The organism is Rubrobacter calidifluminis (genome assembly GCF_028617075.1).
In the GTDB taxonomy this organism is placed as follows: Bacteria; Actinomycetota; Rubrobacteria; order Rubrobacterales; family Rubrobacteraceae; genus Rubrobacter_E; species Rubrobacter_E calidifluminis.
On sequence record NZ_JAQKGV010000013.1, the window covers coordinates 44,936 to 63,799 of the forward strand.

Annotated in this window: 17 protein-coding genes; 13 read left to right on the top strand and 4 right to left on the bottom strand. The window is 66.8% G+C overall.

Annotated elements, in window-relative coordinates; genetic code table 11:
* The first annotated feature begins 133 nt into the window (after nt 1–133).
* The 5 genes from PJB24_RS11385 (at nt 134) to PJB24_RS11405 (ending at nt 4,858) form a co-directional block, all read left to right on the top strand.
* Nucleotides 134–1,204 (top strand): NADH:flavin oxidoreductase/NADH oxidase, encoded by a 1,071-nt coding sequence (locus PJB24_RS11385; protein ID WP_273845974.1) that lies wholly within the window; start codon nt 134–136, stop codon nt 1,202–1,204.
* Nucleotides 1,205–1,272: 68 nt separating this feature from the next.
* A complete protein-coding gene (locus PJB24_RS11390) occupies nt 1,273–1,581 on the top strand; it encodes a hypothetical protein (RefSeq protein ID WP_273845976.1) in 309 nt (102 codons plus the stop codon).
* Between the two features lie 86 nt (nt 1,582–1,667).
* Nucleotides 1,668–3,632 carry an alkaline phosphatase family protein gene (locus PJB24_RS11395; RefSeq protein WP_273845978.1) on the top strand — a complete coding sequence of 655 codons (1,965 nt, stop codon included), beginning with the start codon at nt 1,668–1,670 and terminating at the stop codon, nt 3,630–3,632.
* A 94-nt stretch (nt 3,633–3,726) separates the two neighbouring features.
* Nucleotides 3,727–4,392 (top strand): SOS response-associated peptidase, encoded by a 666-nt coding sequence (locus tag PJB24_RS11400; protein ID WP_273845980.1) that lies wholly within the window; start codon nt 3,727–3,729, stop codon nt 4,390–4,392.
* Nucleotides 4,393–4,396: 4 nt separating this feature from the next.
* Entirely contained in the window at nt 4,397–4,858 is a 462-nt protein-coding gene (locus PJB24_RS11405; RefSeq protein ID WP_273845982.1) for an MOSC domain-containing protein, read from the top strand.
* Here PJB24_RS11405 and PJB24_RS11410 read toward each other — a convergent pair.
* A complete protein-coding gene (locus tag PJB24_RS11410) occupies nt 4,855–5,988 on the bottom strand; it encodes an MFS transporter (RefSeq protein ID WP_273845984.1) in 1,134 nt (377 codons plus the stop codon). The genes PJB24_RS11405 and PJB24_RS11410 overlap by 4 nt on opposite strands.
* A 184-nt stretch (nt 5,989–6,172) precedes the next feature.
* Here PJB24_RS11410 and PJB24_RS11415 point away from each other — a divergent pair, with 184 nt between their 5' ends.
* From PJB24_RS11415 to PJB24_RS11430, 4 genes are all read left to right on the top strand, one after another.
* Nucleotides 6,173–6,643, top strand: a complete 471-nt coding sequence (locus PJB24_RS11415; RefSeq protein ID WP_273845986.1) for a VOC family protein — start codon at nt 6,173–6,175, stop codon at nt 6,641–6,643.
* Nucleotides 6,644–6,767: 124 nt separating this feature from the next.
* Nucleotides 6,768–7,451, top strand: coding sequence for a class II aldolase/adducin family protein (locus tag PJB24_RS11420; RefSeq protein ID WP_273845988.1), 684 nt, complete (start codon nt 6,768–6,770; stop codon nt 7,449–7,451).
* 60 nt (nt 7,452–7,511) lie between these two features.
* Nucleotides 7,512–7,772 carry an HPr family phosphocarrier protein gene (locus PJB24_RS11425; RefSeq protein WP_273845991.1) on the top strand — a complete coding sequence of 87 codons (261 nt, stop codon included), beginning with the start codon at nt 7,512–7,514 and terminating at the stop codon, nt 7,770–7,772.
* Between the two features lie 70 nt (nt 7,773–7,842).
* On the top strand, nt 7,843–8,775 hold the full coding sequence (locus tag PJB24_RS11430; RefSeq protein WP_273845992.1) for a lipid kinase: 933 nt from the start codon (nt 7,843–7,845) through the stop codon (nt 8,773–8,775).
* Here the strand turns inward: PJB24_RS11430 and acs are convergent.
* From acs to PJB24_RS11445, 3 genes are all read right to left on the bottom strand, one after another.
* Nucleotides 8,772–10,742: an acetate--CoA ligase gene (gene acs, locus PJB24_RS11435; RefSeq protein WP_273845994.1), complete on the bottom strand. Its 1,971-nt coding sequence runs from the start codon at nt 10,740–10,742 to the stop codon at nt 8,772–8,774. The two genes, PJB24_RS11430 and acs, sit on opposite strands and share 4 nt — an antisense overlap.
* Before the next feature lie 78 nt (nt 10,743–10,820).
* Entirely contained in the window at nt 10,821–12,923 is a 2,103-nt protein-coding gene (locus PJB24_RS11440) for an MMPL family transporter (protein WP_273846088.1), read from the bottom strand.
* 5 nt (nt 12,924–12,928) lie between these two features.
* On the bottom strand, nt 12,929–13,909 hold the full coding sequence (locus PJB24_RS11445) for a PPOX class F420-dependent oxidoreductase (RefSeq protein ID WP_273845995.1): 981 nt from the start codon (nt 13,907–13,909) through the stop codon (nt 12,929–12,931).
* A gap of 143 nt (nt 13,910–14,052) precedes the next feature.
* Here PJB24_RS11445 and PJB24_RS11450 point away from each other — a divergent pair, with 143 nt between their 5' ends.
* The 4 genes from PJB24_RS11450 to PJB24_RS11465 are packed head-to-tail and all read left to right on the top strand — an operon-like array spanning nt 14,053 to nt 18,863.
* Complete coding sequence (locus tag PJB24_RS11450; protein WP_273845997.1) at nt 14,053–15,246, top strand: acyl-CoA dehydrogenase family protein; 1,194 nt, start codon at nt 14,053–14,055, stop codon at nt 15,244–15,246.
* Nucleotides 15,243–15,590, top strand: coding sequence for a DUF1330 domain-containing protein (locus tag PJB24_RS11455; protein WP_273845999.1), 348 nt, complete (start codon nt 15,243–15,245; stop codon nt 15,588–15,590). Before PJB24_RS11450 ends, PJB24_RS11455 begins: the two co-directional genes overlap by 4 nt.
* Nucleotides 15,587–17,254 (top strand): acyl-CoA synthetase, encoded by a 1,668-nt coding sequence (locus PJB24_RS11460; protein ID WP_273846002.1) that lies wholly within the window; start codon nt 15,587–15,589, stop codon nt 17,252–17,254. Before PJB24_RS11455 ends, PJB24_RS11460 begins: the two co-directional genes overlap by 4 nt.
* A 1-nt stretch (nt 17,255) precedes the next feature.
* Nucleotides 17,256–18,863, top strand: coding sequence for a carboxyl transferase domain-containing protein (locus PJB24_RS11465; protein ID WP_273846004.1), 1,608 nt, complete (start codon nt 17,256–17,258; stop codon nt 18,861–18,863).
* The last annotated feature ends 1 nt before the right edge of the window (nt 18,864 follow it).

Below are 18,864 nucleotides of genomic sequence, written 5' to 3' on the forward strand. Positions count from 1 at the left end.
AGGTTCGGAAAGAAGATCACATCCGGGTGCCTGCCTGCGGCATAAAATGTCCTCCGGCGCGGGCCGTGGCGTTCCGCGCTGGTGGATTTTCACCGGATATTTGTTGGACTTGGCGTACAGAAGGAGCGAGGCTTTGAGCAGTCTGTTTTCACCACTCGAGATAAGAGGGGTCCGCTTCGTAAACAGGATATTCGTCTCCCCGATGTGCCAGTATTCGGCGGAGGACGGGATGCCGGGAGAGTGGCATCTCGTGCACCTGGGGTCGCGGGCCGTGGGGGGCGCGGCGCTGGTGATCGCAGAGGCCACGGCCGTGAGCCCGGAGGGTCGTATAAGCCCGTGGGATACGGGGATGTGGTCCGACGAGCACGCGCGCTCCTTCTCCCGCATAACCCGCTTCATCTCCGAGCAAGGTGCTGTTCCCGGGATACAGCTCGGACACGCCGGGCGCAAGGCCTCAACCGAGACTCCATGGCGGGGTGGATGCCCCATCCCACAGGAGGAGGGTGGATGGCAGCCCGTGGCGCCGAGCCCTCTGCCCTTCGCGGAGGGTTATCCGGTGCCGCGGGAGATGACGCGGGAGGACATCGAGCGCATCGTGGAGTCATTCGCACTCGCGGCCAGGTGGAGCCTGCAGGCGGGTTTCAGGGTCGTGGAGCTACACATGGCGCACGGCTACCTGCTGCACCAGTTCCTCTCCCCGCTCACCAACCGTCGCGAGGACGGGTACGGAGGGTCTTTCGAGAACAGGGTCCGGCTGCCGCTCGAGGTGGCTGAGGCAGTGCGAGAGGTCTGGCCGGATGAGTTGCCGCTCTTCGTGCGCATCTCGGCTACAGACTGGGTCGAGGGTGGCTGGAGCCTGGAGGATTCCGTCAAACTCTCCCGCAGGCTCAAGGAGATTGGGGTTGACCTCGTGGACTGTTCCTCCGGGGGTGTCGTGCCGAACGCGAAGATCGAGGTTCGGCCCGGTTACCAGGTGCCATTTGCCGAGGTGGTGCGTCGGGAGACGGGCGTGATGACCGGGGCTGTCGGTCTGATAACCGAGCCAGAGCAGGCCGAGGAGATCGTCGCGGGCGGCAGGGCCGACGCGGTGCTGCTCGCCCGTCAGCTTCTGCGTGACCCCTACTGGCCCCTGCACGCGGCCCGCGCACTCGGCGCCGACGTCCCGTGGCCTCCCCAGTACGAGCGGGCGAAGCCCCGCGGGTAGCGTATGACCGCACCGGGTGCGACAATCCCGACGTAATGAATGGGATCTCGAATCAGGAGAGGCTGCAGGTGGGTGGAGACGTGGAGCAGAGGAGCGTCCCAGCGTCCGAAAGACGCTTCCTCCCGGCGATCAAGGGTGTGGGTGCGGGTCCGGCCGGGAGGATGCTCGTTGCAGGTGCTGCTCTCGCCGCCGGGTTGGCCGTACACAGGCTCGTCGGAAGCTCGGGCAGTACTTCGGCCGCACGTTCAAGGGAGAACACCCCCCTTAGATGGGCCGGTAAGCCCGATCTTCTCTGGATCAGAGTGGAGGAACACCTCGAGGCCGGGCGTCTGAGTCGCACCGTGGAAGCCCTCGTCGGCTCCCGTCGTATCCGGTAGACAGGCCGCGCAGTCCTGCTTGCGTCTCCCGCTGGTTTGTTGCAGAATGAACGACCGGTGGCTGATCAGGCAGGGGGTGTCACGGGATGATGGGTCTGGTCCGGCGCAGGGCTCCTCTGCGCCTTTTATGCGTGATCTTCGCTGTTGTCGCGGGGGGATGCGTCGTCGGGGGGCTTGCCGGGGCGCGCCCGGCTGGCACTGGCTACAGGGCCAAAAACGTCTTGATCTTCGTCGCCGACGGCCTGCGCCACGGGTCTGTCAATCCCAAAGACGCCCCAATACTCTACAGGATACGTCATGAGGGCGTCAATTTCGAGAACAGCCACTCTCTCTTTCCAACCTTCACCACCGCCAACGCCTCGGTCATAGCCACCGGACACTATCTGGGGGACACCGGGGACTTCAGCAACACCATCTACGCCGGTTTTCCGGTTCCGGGCGCCGGATACAGCGTGTTTCCTTTCCTGGAGAGCGACCCTGTGCTCGCTGACATGGACCAGCGGTACTCGGGGAATTATCTGAACGAAGAGACACTGCTCGCTGCTGCCCGGAGGGCCGGCTACAGCACGGCGGCGGTCGGCAAGCTGGGACCAACGCTGATACAGGACGTAACCCAGGGCAATCGCAGGGATGGCAGGGTGCCTCCTCCACGGACCATCGTCGTAGACGACAGCACGGGGCATGAAGGTGGCGTGCCCCTTTCCTCCCCAGCCCGACGTGCACTCAGGCGGGCGGGCCTTCCGCTCTCTGCTCCGGGACGCGGGGCCAACGGCGATCCGGGCGACTACGACACGCCCGGCACGAAGGTGCCCAACACCGCCCAGCAACGCTACTTCGTGGCTGCGACGACCCGGGCGATCCTGCCTCTCTTCAAGCGGCGGGGTAGGCCGTTCGTGATCGTCTACTGGTCGCGTGATCCCGATGGTACCCAGCACAATCAAGGCGACAGCCTCAACCGGATCAGCCCCGGGATAAACGGCCCGACATCCAGGGCTGCCGTCAGAGACGCAGACCATAACTTGCAGCGGATCCTCGACGCACTCCGTAAGCAGGGGCTCGCCCGGAGCACGGACGTCATGGTCACCTCGGACCACGGTTTCTCCACGATAAGCCGCTCGGTTGTCGGTCGCGGGGGCGGACGGGTGAAGGATTATGCTTCTTCGCTACTCTATCCCGACGTGAGGAAAGGCTTTCTCCCTCCGGGCTTTCTCGCCATAGACCTCGCGCACAGGTTCAGGATGCCTCTCTACGACCCGGACCAGGCCAGCTCTGCCCTCGGAGGAAAGATCATAACCTACGGTCGGGTGCGTCCCGCACTCGGCGATCATCCCGAGTTTGGGAACGGGCTCATCGGGGGGACCGGACGCGCCGTCGGAGGTAGGGTCGACGCCCGGTTCATGGTCGCAGCGAACGGTGGTTCTGACCTGATCTACGTTCAGTACAGGGACCGGTTGCTTTTGCGCAGGATGGTCGACTTCCTGAGCCGGCAGGACTACGTGAGCGGCCTCTTCGTCAACGAGCGGGTCTTCGGGCGGGTGCCCGGTGCGCTGCCGCTCGGAGCGATAGGGCTCCAGGGGGCGGCACTCACCCCGACGCCTTCGATCGTGGTCAACTTCAGGAGCTTCCTCGCCGGCGGCCGGCCAGATTATCTGGGACAGGTGGAGATCGCGGACACCACCCTGCAGCAGGGGCAGGGTATGCACGGCTCTTTCGGGCGAGCCGATACCTACAACAACATGGAAGCCATAGGGCCCGATTTTCGGCGGGGGTATGTGGACCGCCTGCCCGTCTCCAATGCTGATGTCGTCCCCACCGCAGCCCGGATTCTCGGCCTCGATCTCCCGAGCGGGGACGGATCCCTCACCGGCCGGGTGATGCAGGAGGCCTTCCGGGAGCGTGTGACCCACGCCCCGTACCGGGTCGTGAGGAGGGTTCTGAGGTCCTCCCCGGCTGTGAACGGCGAGAGGACGGTGCTCCGTTACCAGAGGCTGGGGCGCGTCCGCTACTTCGATGTGGCTGGTTTCCCAGGGAGGACTGTGGGGTTGAGATAGTCATTCAAGGGGTGAAAGGGAGATCAACCGCGGTCTTCCCGCAGCCTTCTGGTAAGCTCTGCGCAGATGGAGGCGCAGGCGAGGTGATGTTTGGATGTGTGGGAGATACACGCTCAAGACGCCGGTCGAGACGTTGGTCAGAAGATTCGACCTCTCCGGTCCACTGCCCGGTCTATCACCGAGCTACAACATAGCGCCGTCCCGCAAGGTGGCTGCAGTGGTGCTGCAGGAGGGTCAGAGACGGCTCGAGATGCTGCGGTGGGGGCTCGTTCCTTCCTGGGCCGATGATCCAGGGATAGGAAACCGTATGATCAACGCCCGCGCGGAGAGCGTTGCGGAGAAGCCCTCCTATCGCGGCGCTTTCAGGAGCCGCCGTTGCCTCATCCTCGCGGATGGCTTCTACGAGTGGAAGAGAGAGAACAACGGCAGGCAGCCCTACCACATAAGGATGCGCGACGGCTCCCCGTTTGCCTTCGCCGGGCTGTGGGAGTCTTGGAGCGGCAGAGAGGGCGAGATCCGTTCCTGCACCATCATAACCACCGACCCGAACGATCTCCTCGCTCCGATCCATAACCGCATGCCGGTGATACTGGACCCGCAAGACTACGACCTGTGGCTCGATATTTCCGTGCGCGACCCCGAAGTGCTTCTGCCGCTGCTGGCACCGTATGAGGGTGCGAATCTCGAGGCCTACCCGGTGAGCCGGCTGGTTAACAGCCCGACGAACGACGACCCCGCCTGCGTGGAGCCGGTAGGGTAGGGTGATGGGTGGGTTCGTAGAGGCTGTCTACGTGGCCCCGCGCGGCAGCGCCCCGATGCGGCGTCTGGCGGAGGTCCGGGCGATGGCTGGCCGGGGGCTAGCCGGGGACCGCTATTGCGAGGGAAACGGCTACTGGAGCCGTTTCCCGGGCGGCGTTTGCGAGGTCACCCTGATCGAGGCTGAGGCCCTGGAAGAGATAGAGCGTGAGTTTGAGATCTCCGTCATGGGGGGCGAGCATCGTCGTAACATCGTGACCCGCGGTATCAGGCTCCTGGATCTCCGTCGTCGACGCTTCCGGGTGGGGGAGGTGCTGCTCGAGTACGACCGCACACGGCCACCGTGCCGCCACGTGCAGGAGCTCACCGAACCAGGCATGACCCGCGCCTTGCGCAGCCGCGGTGGCATCGGTGCCCGCATCCTGGAGGGCGGCGTGATCCGGCAGGGTGATGTCGTAATCCCCCTCTAACCTCCGCGACTGAGCCTCAGGGAGGCCAACATAAGGAAGAGGGCTGTCACCAGCATCGGGAGTACGATGCCGTAGGCGGCTGATATGCCGGTGTGATCGGAGATGGCGCCGAGGGCGAAAGGGGCGAGCAGGATCGCTCCGCTGGCTCCCAGGGATAGACGCGCGGTCGTCCGATCGGATTCACCGGGGACGGAGGAGACGCCCGCCGAGACCGAAAGTGGATATACGCTGCCCATTCCGAGTCCGGTTATGGCCAGACCGGCTAGTGTGGCGGGCCTGCTCCCCGAGAGCCAGAAGAGTGGAAAGCCCGCGAGCGCCACCGTCAGGGTGATCATGAGCAGGGCCACCACCGGCAGGAAGCGCGCCAGAGCACTTCCGAGGAGCCTTCCGGCTAGCATAGCCGCGGGGAATACACTCAGAGCCTCCGCCGCCCCCGCGCTGGAGAGTCCGAGCCCGGCTTTCAGGAACGTTGCTCCCCAGTAGGTTATGCACCACTCGATGGCCACGCCCAGGGAGAGTACCCCCCAACAGGCCCAGAAACGGATTGGTAGGCGGGATCTGCGCTCCCCCGATCGGCGGTGGACCGCACCCCGTTCCCGCGGCGCCCTCAGCCGGACGCCGGGTGAGAGCAGGACCAGGGCGAGGAGCGGGGGCAGGAACGCCGCCCGCCAGCCGAGTCCCGCGGCTGAGAACACCCCGACCGAGAGCGAGGCGGCTATCGCGCAGGCACTGGCCGCGGCGTTCGACTCGGTAAGCGCGACCGCCCCGTTGACGGGACCGTGACTGTCGGAAAGTATGGCCTGGGTCGTGATCAGGAGCAGAGACCCTGAAGTCCCCATCAGGAGGGCCCCGAGTATCGTTCCCGCGGTGGCGGGGCTCGACGCCAGAAGGATGGCACCGACCGCCATCCCCGCTCCGCCGCCCCAGAGGCTTGCCCGGCGCCCCCACCACCCGATCGCACGCTCACCGAGCAGACCGATCAGCACCCCACCAGAGGCGAAGGCGCTGAAGTGCAGGCTGGCCACCGTGTAGCTGAAACCGCGCTCGGTTTTCAGGAACGGCATGATGGGGCCGAGGGAGGTTTCGAGGTAGGCAAAGTATCCCACGAGGGCGTAGACGACCCACGTCAACCGGTTCCTGACGAAGCCACTCTCCGCCCCTGTCTCTTCTTTCCCTTCTTGGTGTCTTTCCACGGCGTTAGTGTAGCCTTATATGGATATGGAAGGAGATATCGCTGCGCGTTCTTTGCCCTGCGCATCAGGGAACTCCGGACGTGTGGAAAGGAGGACGATGGGAGCGAGAGGTCTTACACACGTGAGCGTCGGAGCGTGCGACCTGGATGCTTCATCGCGGTTCTACCGGGAGCTCTTCGGTATGGAGGAGATCCCCTCCCCCAACTTCCCATTACCGGTGCGCTGGCTACGGCTGGGCGATCTCCAGCTGCACCTCTTCCAGACCGACGATCCGCCCCCTCGCGCCTATCACTTCGGGATAGACGTGGACGACTTCGAGAAGGTCTACGAGAGGTCGCGCGAGCTGGGTGTACGGGTGGAAGAAGGCTACTACTCGAAGGTCTACGAACTGCCGGATGGCGCCGTTCAGCTCTACCTGCGCGACCCTGCGGGCAATCTGGTCGAGGTGAACCACCCAGACTCCTCCTCCCTCGATCACTCGGTCGTCTCCGATCTCCAGCCACTGCCAGCTCCCCAGACCAGAAGCACAGCCTCCGCTCGACTCTATCAGGCACGAAGCGGCAGACCGGACGGCCCCAGTCTGAAGGGATGACTCGCCACCTCTGATCCATTTGCCAGCTACAGCACAACATGTTATCGTGCAAAGACGCTGCAACTTCGGCCCAGAGTCGGCGCGGCCGCATCCCGGGCCGGGAGTTCGGATAGGAAGGAGCGCTTTGTCGCAGGCGGAGTTGAGGAGGGAGGTGCTCGAGATCGTCCACAGGATGGACGGGTTGGGGTTCACGGCGGGCACCTTCGGAAGCGTCAGCGCCAGAGTCTCGGCGAGCTCCATGCTGATCACCCCGGATGGGGACGGGCGGGAGGAGAGCCTCCTGCTCGCAGATTACCGGGGCGAGGTGTTGGAGGGAGACCTGGCACCTCCCGCCGAGGTACTCGTGCACGCCCGCGTCTATCTCGCGCTGCCCGCCGTCGAAGCCGTGGTCTGCGCTCAGCCACCGTATGCCACGGTGCTGGCGTGCCTCGGGTGGGAGATCCCCCCGCTGCATCCCATGCTCACGATCCTCTCGGAGGACGGTCACGTGCCGGTCACGCGGCGCGCTCCCTACGGAACGGAGCAGTTCGCCCTCAGCGTGGAGGGGGAGCTCTCTGAAGGGCGGCGGGCGTGCCTGGTGCGGAGCAGCGGGGCGGTCGTCCTGGGGGAGCATCCAGAGGATGCCCTCTCGAACCTCTTCCTGCTGGAAGAAGCCTCCAGGCTGTACTATCGCGCCATGCTCGCTGGGGAGCCAGAGATCCTCGGGCAGGATGAGATCCTGGAGGCGGCGAGGAGGATCACCGCGGCCCCCAGGATCGGTGGGGGACCCTCGCCCGGCCTGGACACCGCCGATCCGCCGCTCTGCTAGACTTCATCCGCACGCGTTCGCATAGATGGAGGGTAGTTTCGTGCGAGAGGAGCTTTCGGAGTGGTAGAGAGACAGACCACCGTGGGGCCGGCCGAGGGGTTGCACGCCAGACCCGCGGCCCGGTTCGTCAGGACCGCCCGGCAGTTCGTCTCCGACATAAAAGTCATAAAGGACGGCAAGGAGGCCAACGCCAAGAGCCCGCTCTCGCTCATGACGCTCGCCGCGAAGAAAGGACATCAGATCACCATACGAGCCGAAGGCGCGGACGAGCAGGCGGCCGTGGACGCTCTGGTCGAACTGATCTCCCGCGAGGAAGAGTAAGGGCGAGAGGCGCCGGAGGGCGTCCGGCACGTGGTGCCGGACGTACCTGGGGCCTGCATTGGAGGAGCCGGTGGGTAACGAATTCGACCCGGAGAGGGTTGCTCTGGTCGTGAACACCCGCTCGCGAGATGGCGAGCGGGCTTTCTTCAGGGCGCTGGAGGTGTTGGAGGAGATGGGCCTCAGGGTGGAGAAGACCCACCCACTGCAAGACCCCGCTCGTCTGCCCGAGACGGTGCGCGAGCTGGTCGAGGAGGGGTGCGAGCTGCTCATCCTGGGCGGCGGCGACGGTACGGTCAGCTCGGTCGTGGACTTTCTGGCCGGCAGGGAGACCGTGCTCGGGCTGCTGCCTCTCGGGACCGCGAACGACTTCGCCCGCACCCTTGAGATTCCTGCCGACATGGAGGATGCCTGCAGGGTCATTGTGCACGGGGAGGTGGTCGATGTGGACCTCGGGGTCGCCGGTGACGACTACTTCGTCAACGTCGCCTCGGTCGGGATGGGAGTCGAGGTGACGAGGGCGCTCTCTCCGCAGCTCAAGAAGCGGACCGGGGCCCTGGCCTACCCGATCGCCGCGATACGGGCGTTCCTGCGCCACGAGCCGTTCTCCGCCCGGCTCACCTTCCCCGGCGGGGACCACGAACCCGTCGAGCTGGAGCGGCTCCTTCAGGTGGCGGTGGGCAACGGGAGGTTCTATGGTGGTGGGCTCGTCGTCGCCCCCGACTCCGAAATAGACGACGAGACCCTGGACGTCTACGCCATCGAGATGACGCGGCACCGGAACCTGATCGGAATAGCCAGGTACCTCAGGAGCGGGGACTTCATCCGCGAGGAGGGGGTCAGCCACTTCAAGACTACGGAGGTTCACCTCGAGACCTACCCCGTCCAGCGGATAAACATCGACGGTGAGATAGGTCCCTCAACCCCCGAGATCTTCCGGGTGGAGCGCAACGCGCTCAACGTCCTCGTGCCTCCGGGAACGGATGCGGCCCGGCGCGACCGCTAGGAACCTCCCGGCGAGAGTTCCTTCTCCAGGACGCTCACCGATTCCTGGTCCTCGAGTGCGGTAGTATCGCCGCGTACCCGGCCGTCGACGATGAGCTCGCGCAGGAGCCGGCGCATGATCTTGCCGCTCCTCGTCTTCGGGAGCGCGCTCACGACGTGGATGGCCGCCGGGCGCGCGATCGGCCCCACGTGATCGACGACCTGTCGCTCGAGCTCCTCCTCGATGCCTTCCTTCGGTTCGGCTCCCGCGCGCAGCAGCACGAAGGCGACCGGCACCGTCCCCTTCGTCGGGTCCGGGACGCCGATGACCGCGGCTTCGGCCACGTCGGGGTGGTTCAGCAGGGCGGCCTCTATCTCCATCGTCCCGAGCCGGTGACCGCTGACGTTTATGACGTCGTCGACCCTCCCGGTGACCCAGTAGTGGCCGTCCTCGTCCACCACGCAGGCGTCCGCCGAAAAGTAGCGTCCCGGGAAGCGTTTGAAGTAGGTGTTGAGGTAGCGCTGGTGGTCACCCCACACCGTACGGGCCAGGCACGGGAATGGTCTGGTGATCGTCAGGTAGCCCTGGGTGCCGGGCGGGACCGGCTCCCCGCGCTCGTCGACGATCTCGGCGGTATAGCCGGGGAGCGCCGGGCCGCAGGAGCCGGGCTTCGCACCGCTTGTCCCGACGAGCGCCGAGGTCCAGCCCGTGCCTGTCTCGGTCTGCCCGTAGGTGTTGTTGACGAAGACGTGTCCCCGCCCGACGACCTGGTGGACCCAGTGCCAGGTCTCGGGGTCTATCGGCTCGCCGACGAGCGAGACGAGGTCGAGGGCTGAGAGGTCGCGGCCCTCGAGCCACCGCTCCCCGGCGCCGCGCAGCATGCGCAGGGCGGTCGGGGCGGTGAAGATCTTGCTCACCCGGTAGCGCTCGGCGACCTCGTAGATGCGGCCGGGGTCCGGGTGGTTGAGCGCCCCCTCGTAGACGACCATCGTCACCCCGTGCGCGAGCCCGCCGACGAGCGACCAGATCGGGAAGGTCAGCCACCCGACGTCCGCCGTACACCAGTAGACGTCGTCTTCCTGCGGGTTCATGGACCACTTGACGTCGGCGTAGGTCCCTACCAGGAACCCGAGCCCGGAGTGTACGACACCCTTGGGCCTGGACTCGGTGCCGCTGGTGTAGATGATGAAGCCGGGCTCGTTCGCCTCGATGGGCTCCGGCGGGCACCAGCGGGATGCGGTGCGCAAAAGATCGGGGTAGAGGTGGTCCCGTCCGGAGACGAGCGCCACCTCCGCGCCCGCGCGCGGCACGACGACGACGGCCTCGATAGAGTCGACGCCCTCCGCCGCCTCGTCCAGCGTCCGCTTGAGCGGCACCTCGCGCCCGCGCCGGGAGGTGGCGTCCGCGACGATGACGGCCTTCGGGCGCGAGTCCTCCAGACGCTGGCGCACGGCGTCGGTGGAGAATCCGGCGAAGATGATGTTGTAGAGCGCCCCGATGCGGTAGCAGGCGTGGACGCTCGCGAAGACCTCCGGGATGTTGCCCATGTAGATCGCGACGACGTCCCCCCGCCCGACCCCGAGGTCCTTCAGGGCGTTCGCGAGCCGGTTGACCTCGTCGTGGAGCTGCTGGTAGGTCCAGACCTCCCGCCGGCCGTCCTCCGATTCCCACAGGAGCGCCGCCTTGTTCTTGCGGCCGAGCTTCAGGTGACGGTCGAGGCAGTTGTGGCTCACGTTGGAGGTCGCACCGACGAAGTAGCGGAACTCCGGGAGCTCACCCTGCCTGACGGTGTCCCAGCTCGTGAACCACTCGAGCTCCGAGGCGATGCGAGCCCAGTACGCGTCCGGGTCCCTGCGCGCCCACTCGATGAACTCTCCGGCCTCCCCGGCGTCCCTGAAGGGGCTCTGAGCCTTCAGGGTTTCGTTCGGCGGGTAGAGCCTGGCCTCAGCTACGCCCCGGATCTCGTACGCCCCGTCCGCTTCTGGCATGGTATCCCTTTCCCTCTCTTTTCTTCCGGCGCCCATGTTACATCCCCCCCGGAAGCTGTCAACGAAGGTTCCAATCTCCTACCCGCTCTTTTCAGGTTTGGAGGGCCACCAGAACCTCTTCCCGGCGTCCATCACGATCGCCGGTACCAGGACCGAGCGTACCACCAGGGTGTCCAGCAGCACCCCGAAGGCGACGATGAACCCGATCTCGGTGAGCACGACGAGCGGGAGCACCCCGAGCACCGAGAAGGTCGCGGCGAGCACGATCCCGGCGGAGGTGATGACCCCGCCGGTGACGGCGAGCGCCCGGAGCATGCCCTCCCGGGTGCCGTGTCGCCCGGCCTCCTCACGCGCCCGGGCGACGAGGAAGATGTTGTAGTCCACCCCGAGCGCGACGAGGAAGACGAACGCCAGGAGCGGCAGCGAGGGGTCTATCCCCGGAAAGCCGAAGAGGGACTCGAAGACGACCACGCTCACCCCGAGCGCCGCGGCGAACGAGAGGATCACCGTGGCTATGAGGATTACGGGGGCGACGACCGAGCGCAGCAGGAGGCCGAGTATTACGAGCACGACGAGCAGGACGAGCGGCACGATCACCTCGCTGTCCCGCGCGGCTGCCTGCCGGGTATCGAGTTGCTGGGCGGTCGTGCCGCCGACGTAGGCCTCGACCCCGTTTATCTTGCCGAGTTTCTCCCGCAGCTCCTTTACCGCTCCGAAGGATTTTTGCGAGTAGGGCCCGGACGCGAGCGTGACGTCGAAGCGGGCGACGCCGCCTCTCTTCTCTATCGGCCCGATCCGCGAGATGTCCCCGACCTTCCGCGCCGCCTCACGCACCTCCCGTGCCCTGTCCGCCGGGCGCACCACGACGGTCGCCGGGGCGCTCGCACCCGCAGGGTAGCTCTTTGCCAGAAGCTTCTGACCCTCTACAGAGTCGACTTTGCCCCGGAAGCCCTGCTGCGGGGTGAGGCCGGTGTCTAACCTGACGAGCCCGAACGCGAGGATCGCGAGCACGACGGCGGTCGTCACCCACACGAACCTCTTCCTCGCGGAGATTGTGCGCCCGAGCCTGAAGAACACCCCCGCCTCTTCGCGCGAGGGTGTCCCGTAGCGCGGGACGTACGGCCAGAAGACCCCCCGCCCGAGCACGAGCAGCAGCGCCGGCAGGGCCGTGAGCATCGCGAGCAGCGCCAGGAGCACCGCCGCGGCCCCGACCGGACCGAGCCCCCGGTTGTTGTTGAGTTCGGAGGCGAGCAGGCACAGAAGCCCTATCGTCACCGTGCCGGCGGAGGCGAGGATGGCCGGACCGGCCTGCCTGAGTGCGTAGGCCATGGCCTCGTGCCGGTCCTCGTGCCGGCGCAGCTCCTCCCGGTAGCGGGCGACGAGCAACAGCGCGTAGTCGGTCCCGGCGCCGAACAGGAGCACCGTGGCGAGCCCGGCCGTCTGCCCGCTGATGGTGACCCCTGCACCGGCCAGCCCGTAGTAGACGGCCTGTGAGACTCCCTCGGCGAGCCCGACCGAGACGAGCGGCAGAAGCCACAGAAACGGGCTGCGGTAGGTGAGGAGCAGGAGCGCCGCGACCACGAGCGCCGTCGCGAAGAGCAGCTTGGTGTCTATCCCCCCGAAGACCTCCACGAGATCGGAGGTGAACCCAGCCGGGCCGGTCACCGCGACCGCGAGCCCTCCGGTATCCTTCTCGACGGTCCGGCGGATTGCCGAGACCGCGTTCTGCAGCACCGACGGATCGTCGCTCGATGCTTTTACTGGTACGGTGAAGAGCAGCGCCTTGCCGTCCCTGGAGGGTACGGGCGGGGAGGGGGCTCCGATCCCCCTGGTGCCGAGCTTCGCCACCGCCTGGCGATCTTGCGTGACTTTCCTGTAGTCGGAGCGCGTCAGCCCATCCGCCCGGCGGAAGACGACCACCGCCGGTATCGGCTGGTTCTTCCCGAAGAATCGCTTCTGCAACTCCAGCGCCTGCGTCGACTGGGCACTCGCCGGCAGGAAGCTCGACTGGTCGTTCTTCTCCACCGAGGGGAGCCTGCCCCCGAAAGGCCCGGTGATGCCGGCCACGATCACCCAGACCGCCAGCACGAGCCACTTCGTCCGCCGTCCGGCGGCGAACGAGATCAGAGCCCCAAACCCTCCTCGTCCACCGCCCGACGTCGCACGCCCTCGAGGTCCCATGGCGCTCACCGGCCGAAGGGCGGCTCCGGCAGTGGCGCCGGGGTGCCGAAGAGGGGGTCGGGGTTGTACAGGGCCTGGTAAGCCGCGGTGGGCGTTGCGATGGAGAGCCAGATCAGGATCGGGACCTGTGAGGCCGCGAAGCGGCGGTCGACCCGAAGACCGAGGAGCGTGCTGCCGAGGGTGAGGGCGTGAAAGGCCGAGGTCCATCCGAGCGCGAGCAGGGGACTTCGCTTCCTGAAGTACGCCCAGGTGAAGGTGGCGTAGAGCGCCCAGCTCGCGCCCTGCAGGGCGAGCAGCGGACGGCGGTTGTGTGTGCCTTCGGGCAGGTTCAGGAGCCTGAGGTCGCCCCAGAGCTGGCTTATGTTGTTTATCGTCCAGGCCGGCCCGAAGACCCACCCGGGCGGGGCGAAGGGTGCCTGGCGCAGCTCCTCGTACTGCCGCCGCTCTCCGTCATCAGGGCGGGAGAGCGAGGCCGAGACCGCGTTCACCGCGAGCCCGAAGGCGGCGGCGTGGTACCAGCGGTAGCGTGCTGACCTCGGCGCCCGTCCCGGGGCGCTCCGCTCCGCGAGGCGCTCGTTTACGGGGTCGTCCGGCGGGGCCGGGGTGATCTCGAGGTACACCCGCGCCCCACTCCTCCCGAACAGCCGCTGCGCGCCGCGGAAGAGACGCATCTGAGCCCCGTACTTCTCCCTCAGGAGACGCTCGGGATGCGCGCTCTCCTCCGCCGCGAGCAGGCGGGCCACGCCCGCAACCTCCGGACCGAGCGGCCTCCCACGCCGGTCGCACGGCCCGACGATCACGCCCCCGTGGTTGCGGATCCTTTTTGCCTTCCCGCTTGCGCGCCCCGTGTATACGTAGAGTTTCTCCCCGTCCTTCGCGAACCACACCGGCGTCCGAACAGGCTCCCCGCTCCTCCGGAACGTCGTCAGGTTCATGTAGTCGTGCCCTTCCAGGATACTGAAGTGACCGCGCATGCCGTCGCTCATCTTCCAGACCGCCTTCCTCACTCCGTTTCCAGGGGTATTTTGCTCGATAAAAAAGAAAAATAAACATGGAGATATATTGCGGGTTCAGGTGGCTGCTGCTGTTAAACTCATGAATGGAGAGTGAGACGAGAGTGGAGGGGATGATGGACTTCGATCCGACACCTGAGCAGCGGGCCTGGAGGGAGAAGGCGCGGGAGTTTGCGGATGGGGTCGTAAAGCCGCGGGCGGCGGCGTTGGATCGGGAGGGGCGCTTCCCGTACGACATCGTCGGCCAGATGGCCGAGGAGGGGTTTCTCGGGCTGACGATACCCGAGGAGTACGGGGGGAGCGGGGGGGATTTCGTAGCGTACAACATGGTCCTGGAGGAGATCAGCCGGGCCGATACCTCGGTCGGGATCACGCTGGAGGCGCACATCTCGCTCGGCTGTTCCCCTTTCGTCGCCTACGGGACGAAGGAGCAGAAGGAGCACTATCTGGGTGAGGTCATCCAGGGCGGCCGGAGGCTCTGGGCGTTCGGGCTCACCGAGGAGGAGGCCGGGACCGACGCCGGCGGGACGAGGACGACCGCCAGGCTCGAGGATGGGCACTGGGTCGTAAACGGATCGAAGAAGTGGATCACCAACTCCGGCACCGACATCACCGGAGGCGTCACGATCATCGCCCGCACCGGGACCCGCGAGGACGGACGCCCGGAGCTCACCGCGATCATAGTGCCTCAGGACACACCCGGGTACACCCGCGGGCCTTCCTACGAGAAGACCGGCTGGCGCGCCGCCGACCAGCACCCCCTCTACTTCGAAGACTGCCGGGTCCCCGAGGAGAACACCCTGGGTGAACGCGGACGCGGATTTCGCCAGTTCCTCGCCACCCTCGACGGCGGGCGGGTCGCCGTCGGTGCCCTCTCCGTCGGGCTCGCGCAGGCCTGTTTCGATGAAGCGATACAAAGAGCCAGAGAGAGGAAGCAGTTCGGGCGTTCGATCTCCGAGTTTCAGGCCATCCAGTTCAAGCTCGCGGACATGGCGATGGAGATAGAGCTCGCCCGCAACATGGTTCTCAAGGCCGCCTGGCTCAAGGACCGGGGGCGGCCGTTCTCGCGCGAAGCCAGCATGGCCAAAGTCTTCGCCTCCGAGACGGCCAAAAGAGCCGCTGATCAGGCGGTCCAGATCTGGGGCGGCGAGGGCTTCATGGAGACGAGCGCCGTCGCCCGCTACTGGCGACAGGTCAAGATCAACGAGATCGGAGAGGGAACCTCCGAGATAAACCGGCAGATCATCGCCCGCAGCCTGCTGCGGGCGGAGGGTGTAGAGAGCGGGAAGGAGAGGATGGTCGCACAGTGAGTTTTTACGCCCTAAACCTCTTCGATCTGGCGGACAACGACCTCTATCTGCGGTACTCTCGTCGGTCGGTGGCGGCGGTGGAGAAACAGGGCGGGAAGGTCGTCGCGCTCGGGAAGCTCGACGGCGGGCTTGACGGCTCGGACGTCCGGCCGCGACGGGTCATGATCCTGGTCGAGTGGCCCTCGAAAGAGGCTTTCCAGGCGTTCCTCGACGATCCGGAGAACGAAGATCTGCACCCGCTGCGCGAGGGCGGGACCGAGAACTACCTCTGGTGGACCTACGAGAAGCTCGACGATCTGCGTCCCGTGTTCCGGGAGGCTCGCTCCGCGGGAGAGGAGCGGTGATCCACGAGGACTTCTTCGGGCGGCTCTCCTCCCGGATACCGCGCAGAACGTCCTACGAGGAGCTTCGCCGCTCGTTCGCGTGGGCCCTTCCGGAGACGTACAACATCGGGGTGGACGCCTGCGACCGGCACGCCTGGGATGCGGGCAGGATCGCCATAATCCACGACCGGGAGGACGGGACGGCCGAGAAGTGGACCTTCCGGGAGCTCAAGGAGGCCTCAGACCGGTTCGCGAACGCGCTCGGGGGGCTCGGGGTCGAGAGGGGGGAGAGGGTCGCGGTGCTGCTCTCGCAGAGGCCCGAGCTCGCCGTCGCCCACATCGCCGCCTACAAGATGGGCGCGGTCGCTGTGCCGCTCTTCGCGCTCTTCGGGGAGGACGCGCTGCGCTACCGCCTCGCCGACAGCGGGGCCAGGGTCGTCGTCACCGACGAGGCGCACCTCGAGGTCGCATCCGATTTGCGCCGGGAGCTCCCCGCCCTCGAGCACGTCGTGCTCGTCGACGGGGAGGGAGCCGGAGCGGAGCGCTTCGACGACCTCCTCGCGCGGGCCTCCCGCCGCTTCGAGCCGGTCGCGACCGCGCCGGATGATCCCGCGATCATCATCTACACCTCCGGGACCACGGGGCCGCCCAAAGGCGCCCTGCACGGGCACAGGATCCTCCCCGGGCACCTGCCGGGGGTGAGCCTGCCGCACGAGCTCGCCCCCCGGCCGGGGGACATGTTCTGGACGCCGGCGGACTGGGCCTGGATCGGGGGGCTCTTCGACGTTCTGTTCCCCGCGCTGCACTGGGGGCTCCCGGTGCTCTCCTGCCGGATGGGGCGTTTCGATCCCGAGCGAGCCTTCGACCTCATGGAACGCTGGGGGGTGAAGAACGTCTTCCTGCCGCCGACGGCGCTCAAGATGATGCGCGCCGTCGAGCATCCCCGCGAGCGGTGGGACATCGAGCTGGAGAGCCTCGCCTGCGGCGGGGAGCCGCTCGGGGAGGAGACCCTCGAGTGGGGACGTGAGGAGCTCGGCCTCACGATAAACGAGTTCTACGGGCAGACCGAGTGCAACCTCATCGTCTCCAACTGCTCCTCCGTGATGGAGGTGAAGCCCGGTTCGATGGGACGCGCCGTCCCCGGGCACGAGGTCGCCGTGATCGACGCGTGCGGGGACGTTCTCGGTCCCGGCGAGGTGGGGGAAGTCGCGGTGAGGCGCCCCGATCCGGCGATGATGATCGGCTACTGGAACAACGAGGAGGCGACGGAGGAGAAGTTCGCCGGCGGGTGGATGAAGACCGGAGATCTCGCCTCGATGGACGAGGAGGGTTACTTCCGCTTCGTCGGCCGGGAGGACGACGTGATCAACTCCTCCGGCTACCGGATCGGACCGACCGAGATCGAGGAGACACTCGTGCGCCACCCGCGGGTGTTGATGGCCGCGGCGGTCGGGAAACCGGACGAGGTGCGCGGGCAGGTGGTCAAGGCGTTCGTGGTGACCAGGGGCGGCGGGGGCGACGAGAGCCTGGCGGAGGAGCTGAAAGAGCTCGTGCGCGGGAAACTCGGGGCCCACGAGTACCCGCGCGAGGTGGAGTTCGTCTCCGAGCTGCCGCTCACCACCACCGGCAAGATCCGGCGCAACGTCCTGCGGGAGCGCGAGAGCGAGAAGAAGAGCGTGAGGTGAGATGGGAGAGCTGAAGAGTTTCGCGGATACGCAGACCGGGGAGTTCGAGGACAACCGGGGCGCCTTCGAGGCGCTCGTCGAAGAGCTGCACGCGAGGACCGCAGAGGTGCGCCGCGGCGGGAGCGAACGGGCCCGAAAGAGGCACACCGGGCGCGGCAAGCTGCTCGTACGCGAGCGCATCGAGCGGCTCCTCGACCCGGGGACGGCCTTTCTCGAGCTCTCTCCGCTCGCGGCCTGGGGGATGTACGGTGGGGAGGTCCCTTCGGCCGGGATCGTCACCGGTATCGGGCGGGTCGAGGGGACCGAGTGCGTCATCGTCGCCAACGACGCCACCGTCAAGGGCGGCACTTACTATCCCATGACGGTCAAGAAGCACCTGCGGGCGCAGGAGGTCGCCGGGCAGAACCACCTGCCGTGCATCTACCTGGTCGACTCCGGCGGGGCGTACCTGCCGATGCAGGACGAGGTCTTCCCCGACCGCGACCACTTCGGGCGCATCTTCTACAACCAGGCCAGGATGAGCGCGAAGGGGATCCCCCAGATCGCCGCCGTGATGGGCAGCTGCACCGCCGGTGGGGCCTACGTCCCGGCGATGAGCGACGAGGTCGTCATCGTGCGCGAACAGGGGACGATCTTCCTCGGCGGCCCTCCGCTGGTCAAGGCGGCGACCGGCGAGGAGGTCACAGCCGAGGAGCTCGGCGGGGGCGACGTCCACGCCCGCATCTCCGGCGTCGCCGACTACCTGGCCGAGAACGACGAGCACGCGCTCGCGCTGGTGCGTCAGATCGTCTCGAACCTCAACCGCAAGAAGAGCTTCCCGTGGGAGGTGGCGGACCCCGAGGAGCCTCTCTACGATCCACAGGAGCTCTACGGGATCGTCCCGCAGGACTACCGCAGGAGCTACGACGTCCGGGAGGTCATAGCCCGCATCGTCGACGCGAGCCGCTTCGACGAGTTCAAGCCGCTCTACGGCGAGACGCTGGTGTGCGGCTTCGCCCGTATCTTCGGCCACCCGGTCGGCATCCTCGCCAACAACGGCATCCTCTTCTCCGAGAGCGCGCTCAAAGGGGCGCACTTCATCGAGCTGTGCTCCTCGCGCCACGTCCCGCTCGTCTTCCTGCAGAACATAACCGGCTTCATGGTCGGGAAACAGTACGAGAATGGCGGGATCGCCAAGGACGGGGCCAAGCTGGTCATGGCCGTCGCCTGCGCCTCGGTGCCAAAGTTCACCGTGATCATCGGCGGCTCCTTCGGGGCGGGCAACTACGGGATGTGCGGCAGGGCCTACTCGCCGCGTTTTTTGTGGATGTGGCCCAACGCCCGCATCAGCGTGATGGGCGGCGAGCAGGCGGCGAACGTGCTCGCCACCGTGCGGGAGGACGGGCTGCGGCGCGAGGGCAGGACGATGACCGACGAGGAGCGCGAGGAGTTCCGCCGGCCCATCCTCGAGAAGTACGAGCGGGAGGGCAACCCCTACTACTCGACCGCCCGCCTCTGGGACGACGGCGTGATAGACCCCGCCGAGACCCGGACGTACCTCGGGCTCGGCCTCTCGGCCGCGGCGAACGCCCCCATCGGAGAGACGACCTTCGGCGTCTTCAGGATGTAGG

Bases quoted from the DNA above. Each gene is read 5' to 3' on its own strand.
- PJB24_RS11440 (WP_273846088.1), bottom strand. From the start codon at position 12,923: ATGGGACCTCGAGGGCGTGCGACGTCGGGCGGTGGACGAGGAGGGTTT.
- PJB24_RS11450 (WP_273845997.1), top strand. From the start codon at position 14,053: ATGGACTTCGATCCGACACCTGAGCAGCGGGCCTGGAGGGAGAAGGCG.
- PJB24_RS11445 (WP_273845995.1), bottom strand. From the start codon at position 13,909: ATGAGCGACGGCATGCGCGGTCACTTCAGTATCCTGGAAGGGCACGAC.
- PJB24_RS11405 (WP_273845982.1), top strand. From the start codon at position 4,397: ATGGGTGGGTTCGTAGAGGCTGTCTACGTGGCCCCGCGCGGCAGCGCC.
- acs (WP_273845994.1), bottom strand. From the start codon at position 10,742: ATGCCAGAAGCGGACGGGGCGTACGAGATCCGGGGCGTAGCTGAGGCC.
- PJB24_RS11465 (WP_273846004.1), top strand. From the start codon at position 17,256: ATGGGAGAGCTGAAGAGTTTCGCGGATACGCAGACCGGGGAGTTCGAG.
- PJB24_RS11400 (WP_273845980.1), top strand. From the start codon at position 3,727: ATGTGTGGGAGATACACGCTCAAGACGCCGGTCGAGACGTTGGTCAGA.
- PJB24_RS11395 (WP_273845978.1), top strand. From the start codon at position 1,668: ATGATGGGTCTGGTCCGGCGCAGGGCTCCTCTGCGCCTTTTATGCGTG.